Genomic DNA, 11,139 nt, shown 5'->3' on the forward strand with positions numbered 1-11,139 from the left:
AAAAATAGAGAAGAAAATGAAGAAAATTTAATGGAAAAAAATACCTAAAAAGGCTATAGTTTTAGAGAAAAAGCTATATAATAAATATATGAGTTTTTTTTAGGGAGGGGTTATTGTGAAAAAGATAAGCAAATTAAATATAATAGCTATAGTAACAATAGGAATAATACTTTTAATTATACCCATTTCAATTCAAGCAAATGGAAGAGATGCAAGTAAGAGAATAAATAAATATGTTGCTCTCGGTGATGAGGTTGCATCTGAAAGTAAAGATTATTATGATGTATCTTATGTATCATTAATAAAAGATTTTTTAAAAGCTTTAAATTCAGATCTAGCTTATAGTAATTTAAGTATGGAAGGAATAACATCAGCTGAATTACTTGACATAATAAAATTAAATAAAGAGGAAATAAAAGATGCTAATTTAATTACTATATCTATAGGGGGAAATAATATATTAAATGTAATTATGAACAATTTATATAGTAATATTGATAGCGAATCTCTAGAAGAATATGATGAAGAAATGTTTGAGGCTATTGTAAGTGAATACTTGAATAGTGATGAAAAAAATTTAGAAGTTATAAATGAAATAGAAGTTTTTGAAAAAGATTTTACTAATATAATTAAACAAATAAAAAAGTTATCTCCTGATGCAGATATTTATATAAATACTGTGTATAATCCTATTAATAAAAAAGGAGATATATATGATTACTTTAATGAAAAAATAAGTGCTATTAATGAAGTAATTACAAAAAATTATAGCATATATGATTATAAAGTCATTGATTGCTATAACATTTTAAATAGTGATGAAAAATTAAATTTTCATGTTGTAAATAATGAATTTAAAATCTATCCCAATAAAGTTGGACATGCAATGATGGCAACTCAAGTTATTTCTGAATATGAGGATTATGTAAACTTAGAAGTAGAGAAAGTTACAACTTCTAGCAATAATATTAAAGGTAAAACTATTCCAAGTAGTAATGTAATTGTTGTATCTGAAAATGGGACAGTAGGAACAACTCAAGCAAAAAAGAATGGTGAATTTGAAATTGAGATATCGCCAATGGTTTCAGGAACTAATCTAGAAGTATTAGTTTATGATAATAATATTTTCTCAATTTTGTATAAATTTCAGAAATTAGTGGTTAAAAAGGGTTTATTTACATCATAATTAGTTTGGCCACATTTGATATGGACAATCATATTTTTCTTTCAATATGGTAATACTAAGCTTGAAATACTTAGGAGTAATTATAATAAACTAAAGATAATATTGGAGGAAAAAAGTATGAAGAAAAAAGTTATATCATTATTGATTTGTTCTGCATTAATGATGGTAGAAGGTGTTACTTATGCTCAAACTATAACTAATAATTCAAGTGATAGTAAGACTACAGTAGAAGCACCTGCAGAAGAAAAGGAACAAACTAAATCTAAGGAAACATCTGAACCTTCAGAAGAAAAATCTTCAGATGAAAAGTGCAAAAAAACTTCTCAAGATGATATAGAAGAAACTTCTTCAAACCCTTGCAAGAAGAAAGAAAAAGAAGAGAAGAAGAAGGAAAAAGAAGACAAGAAGTGCAAGGACGACAATAAGAAAGAAGAAAAGAAAAAAGAAGAAACTAAGTGTAAGGATGAATCTAAGAAAGAAGAAAAAAAGAAAGACGAATCTAAATGCAAAGATGAGTCTAAGAAAGATGAATCAAAAGATCAAAATAAATGTAAATGCAGAGATGAAGAAAAAGCTGCAGAATAATATAAATAAAACAATAGGGTCTATAAATTTAGACTCTATTGTTTTATTTACGATGAATTTCCTAGGAAATTTTATTTATAGCTTCACTTAAAACTTTACCTATAGAATCATGAATTACTAAATCAGCTTTATTATCAGCAGAAGTTGAACTCTTATTTATAAGAACAAGATTCTTTCCACTAAAGTAATCAATAAGTCCAGCAGCAGGATAAACAACAAGAGAAGTTCCACCTATAATTAATGTATCAGCATTTGCAATGGCATTAACTGCACCCCTAATGACATTATCATCTAAACCTTCTTCATAAAGAACAACATCAGGTTTAACATTACCACCACATTTAGTACAAGTAGGTACTCCCTTAGATTGTAAAATGAATTTTTCATCATAAAAAGCATGACATTTAGTGCAGTAGTTTCTTAAAACAGAACCATGAAGTTCAAATACAGTTTTGTTACCGGCAGCTTGATGGAGTCCATCAATATTTTGAGTAACAATAGCTTTTAATTTACCCATTTCTTCTAGTTTAGCTAATGCGATATGACCAGCATTAGGCTTTGCATTAGGATATATTAGTTTAGCTTTATAAAAGTTAAAAAATTCTTCTGGATATCTTATATAAAAACTATGAGAAACTAATTGTTCAGGAGTAAAAGTAACATTAAGTTTTTCATTAAATAATCCATTGGAACTTCTAAAATCAGGAATTCCGCTTTCAGTTGACATTCCAGCCCCACCAAAGAAGACTATATTGTTACTTTCTTTTAGTATTTTTGTTAACTTATCTATTTCAGCAGTCATAAAATCACCGACCTTTTTATAATTTATATTTTTATTATTGCACAAATAAATGTAAAAATAAAATGCATTAATCACTTTTTCATATTTATATTTGCAATGAGTACAATATAGTGTAGAAATAAATTAGAGGTGAATAAAATGGCATTAAGACAACTTAGATATGAAGGTGATGAGATTTTAAGGAAAAAGTGCAAAAAAGTCGAAGAAGTTGATGATCATATAAGAATGATATTAGATGATATGCTTGATACTTTGCATAATACAGAAGATGGAGCAGCAATTGCAGCACCGCAAATTGGAATATTAAAAAGGCTTGTAGTAATAGATATGGGAACTGGCATAATTAAATTAGTTAATCCAGAGATTATTGAAGAAAAGGGAATTCAAGAATGTGTAGAAGGATGCTTAAGTATTCCTAATAAATATGGCAATACAATTCGCCCTAAAAAAGTTACAATAAAGGCATTAAATGAAAATGGAGAAGAAATAATTTTGACTGGAAGAGGAGAAATGGCAAAGTGTTTTTGCCATGAAATAGATCACTTAGATGGAATTCTTTTTATAGATAAAGTTACTAAATGGTTAAAGATGAATAATAAGTAAAATAATTTAAAGGTGCTTGAAAGAGCACTTTTTTATTAAAGGAAAATGTGGTCATACAATGTGGTGCAGAGGTGATTGTAAATGAAGGGAAAAAGCAATATGAAGGTTGCATTATGTCAGATAAATATTGAATTTGAAAATAAAGAATATAATAAAAAGAAAATTATAGCTAAAGTTAAAGAAGCAAAAAATAACGAGGCAAATTTATGTTTATTTCCTGAAATGACTTTGACAGGATTTGGTATTGATGTTGAGTTAATAGGAGAGAAAGAGAATAAAACCATAGATTTTTTCAGAAAAATATGTATTGATAATAATATAAATGTAGGATTTGGATGGGTAAAAAAAATAAATAGTAGTGGAGAAAATCATTTTACTATAATAAATTATAAAGGTGAGATAATATCCGATTATATAAAGATTCATCCTTTTTCTTTTAGTAATGAAGATAAGCATTATTTATCAGGAGAAGAAATAGTGAAGTGTACAATAGATAACACTAAGCTTGCTTCTTTTATTTGTTATGACTTAAGATTTCCAGAAATATTTCAATGTGTTTCAAATGATGTAGATATTATAATTGTTAGTGCTAATTGGCCACAGAATAGAAGTGAACACTGGAAAACACTGTTGAAGGCTAGAGCTATTGAAAATCAAGTTTATATACTTGGTGTTAATTGTGTTGGAAAAATAGATGGTTTATATTACTCTGGAGATTCATGTATTATTGATCCTAATGGTCAGGTAATAGAAAGTATAGAAAATGTTGAGGGAATAATTTATGGGATTATTGATTTAAAGGAAATAATAGCATTGAGAAAATCTTTTCCTGTTAAGAGTGATAGAAAAAATCAATTATACAATCAGTTCATGATTTTAAATATGTTAAAATCATAAGAAAGTATAGTTTTTCTTATTTTAGCATATGTGTTTTATTTAACTTGACCATCAGAAAAGTTGATTACTAATTTTTTCTGATGGTCAAGTTTTAAAATTTATTTACTAGATTCCCAATGTTGATTTAAAGTATTAAAAATAAATCTTAAAGTTTTACCAATTTCAAGATAACTTTCATCATTTAAGTTAGCTAGAGAAACTCTTAAACCCCATCTAGAAGATGCAAAACCATCTCCATTTAATAAAATAATAGAATAATTTTTAGCTAAATCATAAAGAATGTCAAATGGTGTGTAATTTTCTTCAATAAACTTAGCAAAGTTAATTCCATACTCAATTCTAGCCCAATCTAATATATTTATTTCAGTATAATAAGAAGCATAATGAGGGTTATTAAAAACTTTAAGTTCTAAGCCTTCACATAGTAACTCCTTACGTCTTTTACAGATATCAATAGTAAGATTTTTATAATTATTTTCTAAATCAACTAATGCAAATCCACAGAAAAATGCCATTTGTACTTGTTGTGGTGTTGAAAGACCTGCAGTATGATTTAAAGCAACTTGTCTACTATCAGCAACTAATCTATCCATAAATGATAATTCTTCAGGATTTGAAGATAAATGACAGTAACGTTTGCTTAAAGTGTCTTTGTGTGTTTCAGGTAGCTCACCTATAAGTTTATTATAAATATTATTTTCGTTTAATATTATTGCACCAAGTCTCCAACCAGTTACACCAAAATATTTTGATAATGAATAAACACCAATAGTATTATAAGGTAAATCACTAATTACAGATTTGAAGTTATTAACAAATGTGCAATAAACATCATCAGTAATAATCATTAAATTAGGATTATATTTAGTTACAATATTCTTTAGTGTATTTCTACAATCATCATTTAGTGCAATAGATGCAGGATTGTTTGGATTCACTATAAATACAGCCTTAATACTTTTATCTTTTAATTTATTTAAATCATCTTCACTGTATTGGTAAGTAGGAAGACCATTTTCATCAACTTCATTAGCATGAATATTTATTACATCAAAATTGTAATGAGGTAAATGTGGTATTTCTAAATAAGGAGTAAAAATAGGTGTCATAAGAGCTATTTTGTCACCTTTATTCAATAGGTGATTTTTTTCAAGAGAATCAAAGATATAGCACATTGCTGCAGTTCCACCTTCAACTCCAAAAACATCAAAATTATTTTCAAATTTAATATCACCACATAATTCTTTAAGTAAATATTTATTTACAAGTTTTTCTATATTTACGAGCATTCTATCAGGAACAGGATAATTATCACCTATAATTCCATCAGCTAATTCAAAAATCCATTCATCTTCATTAAATCCAAGATTATTAATTCCATAATCATAAATTTTTTGTATTAAATCAATTCCAGGTAGTGAAGGATTTGTGTTAATATATTCTAATAATCTTTTAGCAATACCTTTTTTTTGTACCATACCAGCTAAGGAATTAATGTTTAAAGTACGTTGAGTTTCTAATATTGCAAATTGACCAAAAGTAAAAAATGCTTGTCTAGGTTCAGCAGCAGTCCAATTAGGATTTCCTCTACCAGCATCTAAAATTGTATTATTATTTAAAGATGCTAATTTTAATAATTTATCTTTAAATTCAAATGGACTTACGGTTCCATAAATATTTTTCAAGTTTTCTTTAGTTAATTCTGTATTCATTATGAATGTCTCCTTTCAGGATGTATAAACACTGAAATATTTCTTGCAAGTATTAATTTTATAATAGAATTAGTGAAATTAAAATAGAAAAAATAAGTTTTAGTAATATAATAAAATAAGTTAAAATAAATATAAAAAAAATAGTAAATTGATATAAAAGTCTTGGAAATTTATTTAAATTAATAAAAATGGGGAAAGAATTATTATATTATAAGTATTTAAGGTATAAAAAAAAGGTGCAATTATACATGCACCTTAATTTTAATGAGTTAATACTTCAACTCCAGTTTCTGTTACTAATACTGTATACTCCCATTGCGCTGAAGGATAACCATCTTCAGTTAATGTAGTCCAACCATCATCAGAATCTATAAATATATCTGGTTTTCCCATATTTATCATTGGTTCAATGGTAAATACCATACCAGGAACTAATAACATTCCAGTTCCTTTTTTACCTACATGTGAAACAAAAGGTGTTTCATGGAATTCAAGACCTATGCCATGACCACCAAATTCTCTAACTACAGAGTAACCATTAGCTTCAGCGTGAGTTTGAACAGCTTCAGCTATATCACCTAAAAATCCCCAAGGTTTTGCAGCTGCTAAACCTTTATCTAAGCATTCCTTTGCTACTCTTACTAATTTCTCTAAATCAGGATGTACTTGACCAATCATAAACATTCTAGAGGCATCTGAAAAATAACCATTATATATAGTAGAAACATCTACATTTATTATATCACCATCTTCTAAAATAACATCTTCACTAGGAATACCATGGCAAACTTCATCATTTAATGATGTACAAACACTTTTAGGATACCCTTGGAAGTTTAATGGAGCAGGTATAGCACCTTGTGATACTGTGTAATCATGAACAATAGTATTAATTTCTTCAGTTGACATTCCTGCTTTGATTTTACTGCTCACTAAATCTAAAACTGCAGTATTAATTGCAGCACTTTCTTTAATTTTTTCTATTTGTTCAGGTGTTTTAATAATATTTCTAGGTGGTACTACATGACCTTTTAATTTATAAGAGTGGACTTTTTCATCAAAAGCCAAATGACAGTTTTTATACTTTTTATTACTACCACACCAACAGTGGTCATTTCTACTTAAGTTCATATTTTTTATCTCCTTGTTACTATTTATATATTTTTATTATATTACTTTATTAATAAAAAGGAAAACTAATAATATAAATATATGATATATGCAATTTTATTTAATTAAAAACTATTTAATTATGTTATAAAGATACTTTATAATATAACTAGAGAGGAATGAAATGGAAGGTAATGAAAATGAAAAAAAGCTTAGTTGGAAAAAGTAATTTAATATACAAGGCTTTTATGATAATAGGTATAATATTAGTTTTGTATTATTTAGTTTTAAAATTAATGTTTGGATTTATAGCATTTTCTAGTATGTTTTGTATGCTAGGAATAGTTTTAATTATTTATAGTTTTATAGAATTAAAGTTCCAAATAAATATTTGGGGCAAGATTCCTAAAATAATAAGAAATATAGTTACTATATTATTTACAATAGGATTAGTTTTATTTATAAGTGTAGAAGGTCTTATAATATATAATGGTCATCATGTTGATAAGGAAAAGCCAGATTATTTAATGGTATTAGGAGCAGGACTGAGGGGAACAAAAATTAGTACATCATTATTATATAGGCTAGAAACAGCATTAGATTTTCATGAATTATATCCTGATGTAAAGATAATTGTATCTGGAGGGCAAGGTGAAGGGGAAAAGATTAGTGAAGCTAGTGCAATGAGGAATTTCCTTGTTGATAATGGAGTAGATTCAAGTCAAATTATAATGGAAGATAAATCAACTGATACATATGAAAATTTTTTATATACAAAGAAAATATTAGATGAGGAAAGTGAAGTAAAAGATCCTACTGTTACTGTAATATCTAATAATTTTCATATGTTTAGAGCAAAATTTTTAGCCAAAGAAGTTGGGATTAATACTTTAGGATATCCGGCTCCATCTCATAAAGTATCGGCTGTAGTGTTTTATGTTAGAGAATTTTTTGGAGTAATAAAGGCTTTTGTATTTAAAAGATAATAAGAACATTGAGAAGGTTATATTAAATAAATCTTCTCAATTTTTTATAAAAATTTAAGGGGGAATTAGTAAATGTATATTATTGAAACAAGTAATTTATCAAAGTCCTACGGGAAAAATAGAGGGATAATAGATATAAATCTGAAAATAAAAGAAGGCGAAATATTTGGATTTGTAGGGCCAAATGGCGCTGGGAAATCTACTACAATAAGAACATTATTAAATTTTATTTTTCCAACAGGGGGAAGTGGAAAAATATTAGGGATGGATATAGTAAAGCAAAGTAAAGATATTAAAAAGCAAATAGGATATGTACCTAGTGAAGTTAAATTTTATGATGAAATAAAGGTCAAAGATATAATTAAATATTCATGTAGTTTTTATGATGGAATTAATCAAGAAGATGTTGATAAACTTTATGAATTGTTAGAAGTAGATGTTGAGAAAAGAATGTCAGAGCTTTCTTTAGGAAATAAGAAAAAGGTTGCAATAGTACAGGCGTTAATTCACAAACCAAGGTTATTAATATTAGATGAACCTACGAATGGATTAGACCCATTAATTCAAAAAAGGTTATTTGAATTATTAAAAAAGGCAAATAAAGAAGGAACTACAGTATTTTTTTCATCTCATAACCTAGTGGAAGTGGAAAATTTTTGTGATAGAGTAGCGGTAATTAAAGAGGGTAAAATTATTGACACTGTAGTTTTAGAAAAGTTAGCTAAAAAAGCAGCTTTAAAGATAGTTTTAAGCTGCAAAGAAATAAATAAAGAGATAATAAAAGAAATAGGAGGACAAGTTATTTCTAAAGAAAAGAATGAATTTGTTTTTAATTATAGTAATGATGTAGATAGTTTGATTAAGAAGCTTTCAGCATATAAAATAAGTAAATTATTAATTAGTGAACAAACACTTGAAGATACATTTATGAATTATTATGAAAGCAAGGGAGTAAGATAATATGAATATTTTTAATTTTGAATTTAAAAGGTTATTGAAGGGGAATATCATTTGGGCTTTAGTGTGTAGTGTTTTAATTGTAATGTTTATGTTATTCTTTCCAAGTATGAAGGAGATGGGAATGCAAGAGTTAGTAGGATCAAAATTAGAATCACTTCCAGAGGCATTTTTAGAAGCTTTTAATATAAGTGGAGCCACTGATTTTAGTAATATTTCTGATTTTTCTGCTTATGTTCTTCAATATATAGTAATGGCAGGTGGAATATATGCGGCAATACTTGGAGTATCATCTTTAGCTAAGGAGGAAAGTGAAGGTACTATTGAATTTTTATATTCTAAACCTGTTACAAGAAGTAGAATAGTTACAGCAAAGATTTTAGCTAATGCATTTATACTTTTTATATTTATAATTATAGTTTTTATTATAACTATAATTTCAACTATAATCGTTAAACCGGATGATGTAAAATTTGTATCAGTGATTACAGATATAAATAAGATTTATTTAGGAATGGCTTTAATTTCATATGTATTTATGACAATAGGTTTTTTAATATCAGTTTTTGTAAAGTCTGCAAAGAAAGCTACATCAATAGCATTAGGAATATTTTTTGCAAGTTATATATTAGGAATATTTTCAAAGCTTCAAGATAGATTAAGTGGATTCATATATTTATCTCCGTTTGATTATGCTGCTCCATCAAATGTAATAAAAAATGGATTTGAAGAAAAGTATATTATTATAGGATTAGGTATAATGATAATATCACTTGCTGGAACTTATATAATATATAATAAGAAAGATTATAATATATAAGTTGATGATAATTCAATTTGAGAAAAATAAATAAGCATATTTTAGTTAATTATAATTTGATAAATTTAATTTTAGATAAATATTTAAGGAAATACCACCAATTATAAATTAAAAATGGTGGTATTTTTAATAATATGGAAAGTAAATGAATAAAAATATTAATAAAGATTAATATTAAATATGTAAAAGTTTTTGTTATAAATGATTTGAAAGGGGGTAGACGGTATGAGTAACAAGTTTATATTTAATGAGGATATAAATAAAATAATAACTAAAAGAAAATCAGTTAGAACATATAATACTGAAAAGATACCAGATGAAATATTAAATAAACTTAATGAATATATTAAATCCCTAAGTGGACCTTTTGATGAAAAGGTAGTATTTAAAATACTTGATTCTAAAGAACATATTAATGGAGCTAAACTTGGAACATATGGAATAATAAAAGGTGCAACAAAATTCATTGCAGCAAAGATAAAGGAAGGGGAATTTGCATTAGAAGAATTAGGATATGAAATGGAATCTTTAGTCTTATATGCAACAGCTTTGGGGTTAGGTACTTGTTGGATTGGAGGCACTTTTAAAAAAGGACAATTTACTAAGGCAATGGAAGTTGAATCAGGAGAAATTTTACCTATAATATCACCAATCGGATATGAAAGTGAAAATAAAAGCTTTGTAGAAAAAACAATGAGAAGATTTTCAAATTGTGATTATAGAAAGCCATGGAATAAAATTTTCTTTTTTAGAGATTTTTCATGCCCCTTAACTGAACATGCTACTTTAGATGGATTCAAAGATGCATTAGAAAATGTAAGATTGGCCCCATCAGCTTTAAATAAACAACCTTGGAGAATAGTAAAGCATGGAGATGATTTTCATTTTTTTATTTCTAATGATAAAGAGGAAGCTAAAGAAGGATATGATATTAACAAAATAGATTTAGGAATTGCAATGTGTCACTTTGATTTAACTTGTAAAGAACTTGGAATAAATGGTGGATTTAAAGTAATAGATCCTAAAATTGAAGAGGTACCAAAGCATTATAAGTATATTATTACTTGGATTAAAGAGGAACAAAAGAGATAAATATAAGAAAATATCTATAAGTATAGTTAGAAATACTTTTAATGTATGTAAATAAATAATTTGGATAAAATAATTTTAGGATTAATTATATAGTTTATATACAGTGGAGGTTATTAATTATGGCTTTTGAAAAATTAGAAAACAAAATTAATAAAATTAATAAAAAAATCAAGCAAGGAAGATTATCTCAAGAAATTGCTGATGAAATTAGCAATGTAATTAATGAAGTAGAAGAGTTAGGCGATGAAGCAAAAGATAAATTTAAAAGTGCAGTAGATAATATGAAAAAATCATTAAATAAAATGAAGTAATAAGGGGCTGTCGCACTAAATAATTAGTGCGAGGCCCCTTTTGCAAAAAAAAAATAAATCCCAGACTCTATAAGCCTA

Annotated in this window: 12 protein-coding genes; 9 read left to right on the forward strand and 3 right to left on the reverse strand. The window is 26.6% G+C overall.

The window, feature by feature from the left end:
* The first annotated feature begins 115 nt into the window (after nucleotides 1–115).
* Complete coding sequence (locus ABUA17_RS01920; protein WP_042399911.1) at nucleotides 116–1,186, forward strand: GDSL-type esterase/lipase family protein; 1,071 nt, start codon at nucleotides 116–118, stop codon at nucleotides 1,184–1,186.
* A gap of 117 nt (nucleotides 1,187–1,303) precedes the next feature.
* Nucleotides 1,304–1,771, forward strand: a complete 468-nt coding sequence (locus ABUA17_RS01925; protein ID WP_042399908.1) for a hypothetical protein — start codon at nucleotides 1,304–1,306, stop codon at nucleotides 1,769–1,771.
* Between the two features lie 61 nt (nucleotides 1,772–1,832).
* Here ABUA17_RS01925 and ABUA17_RS01930 read toward each other — a convergent pair whose 3' ends face one another.
* Entirely contained in the window at nucleotides 1,833–2,573 is a 741-nt protein-coding gene (locus ABUA17_RS01930; RefSeq protein WP_042399905.1) for an NAD-dependent protein deacylase, read from the reverse strand.
* A gap of 138 nt (nucleotides 2,574–2,711) precedes the next feature.
* Between ABUA17_RS01930 and def the strand changes: the two genes are divergently transcribed.
* On the forward strand, nucleotides 2,712–3,176 hold the full coding sequence (gene def, locus ABUA17_RS01935) for a peptide deformylase (protein ID WP_042399901.1): 465 nt from the start codon (nucleotides 2,712–2,714) through the stop codon (nucleotides 3,174–3,176).
* 81 nt (nucleotides 3,177–3,257) lie between these two features.
* Nucleotides 3,258–4,073, forward strand: coding sequence for a nitrilase-related carbon-nitrogen hydrolase (locus ABUA17_RS01940; protein WP_243275994.1), 816 nt, complete (start codon nucleotides 3,258–3,260; stop codon nucleotides 4,071–4,073).
* A gap of 98 nt (nucleotides 4,074–4,171) precedes the next feature.
* Here ABUA17_RS01940 and aspD read toward each other — a convergent pair whose 3' ends face one another.
* Both aspD and ABUA17_RS01950 read right to left on the reverse strand, forming a co-directional pair.
* Nucleotides 4,172–5,788 (reverse strand): aspartate 4-decarboxylase, encoded by a 1,617-nt coding sequence (gene aspD / locus ABUA17_RS01945; RefSeq protein ID WP_394805636.1) that lies wholly within the window; start codon nucleotides 5,786–5,788, stop codon nucleotides 4,172–4,174.
* A 258-nt stretch (nucleotides 5,789–6,046) separates the two neighbouring features.
* Complete coding sequence (locus tag ABUA17_RS01950) at nucleotides 6,047–6,916, reverse strand: methionyl aminopeptidase (RefSeq protein ID WP_042399892.1); 870 nt, start codon at nucleotides 6,914–6,916, stop codon at nucleotides 6,047–6,049.
* Nucleotides 6,917–7,095: 179 nt separating this feature from the next.
* Between ABUA17_RS01950 and ABUA17_RS01955 the strand changes: the two genes are divergently transcribed.
* The 5 genes from ABUA17_RS01955 (at nucleotide 7,096) to ABUA17_RS01975 (ending at nucleotide 11,061) form a co-directional block, all read left to right on the forward strand.
* Entirely contained in the window at nucleotides 7,096–7,881 is a 786-nt protein-coding gene (locus tag ABUA17_RS01955) for a YdcF family protein (protein WP_052330708.1), read from the forward strand.
* 72 nt (nucleotides 7,882–7,953) lie between these two features.
* A complete protein-coding gene (locus ABUA17_RS01960) occupies nucleotides 7,954–8,841 on the forward strand; it encodes an ABC transporter ATP-binding protein (RefSeq protein WP_195951465.1) in 888 nt (295 codons plus the stop codon).
* A gap of 1 nt (nucleotide 8,842) precedes the next feature.
* On the forward strand, nucleotides 8,843–9,658 hold the full coding sequence (locus ABUA17_RS01965; RefSeq protein ID WP_042399887.1) for a DUF2705 family protein: 816 nt from the start codon (nucleotides 8,843–8,845) through the stop codon (nucleotides 9,656–9,658).
* A gap of 225 nt (nucleotides 9,659–9,883) precedes the next feature.
* Nucleotides 9,884–10,750, forward strand: a complete 867-nt coding sequence (locus tag ABUA17_RS01970; RefSeq protein ID WP_349817920.1) for a nitroreductase family protein — start codon at nucleotides 9,884–9,886, stop codon at nucleotides 10,748–10,750.
* Nucleotides 10,751–10,869: 119 nt separating this feature from the next.
* Complete coding sequence (locus ABUA17_RS01975) at nucleotides 10,870–11,061, forward strand: hypothetical protein (protein WP_042399881.1); 192 nt, start codon at nucleotides 10,870–10,872, stop codon at nucleotides 11,059–11,061.
* The last annotated feature ends 78 nt before the right edge of the window (nucleotides 11,062–11,139 follow it).

The organism is Clostridium sp. RTP31139st1_H3_RTP31139_211217 (assembly GCF_040227035.1).
GTDB lineage: Bacteria > Bacillota > Clostridia > Clostridiales > Clostridiaceae > Clostridium > Clostridium saudiense.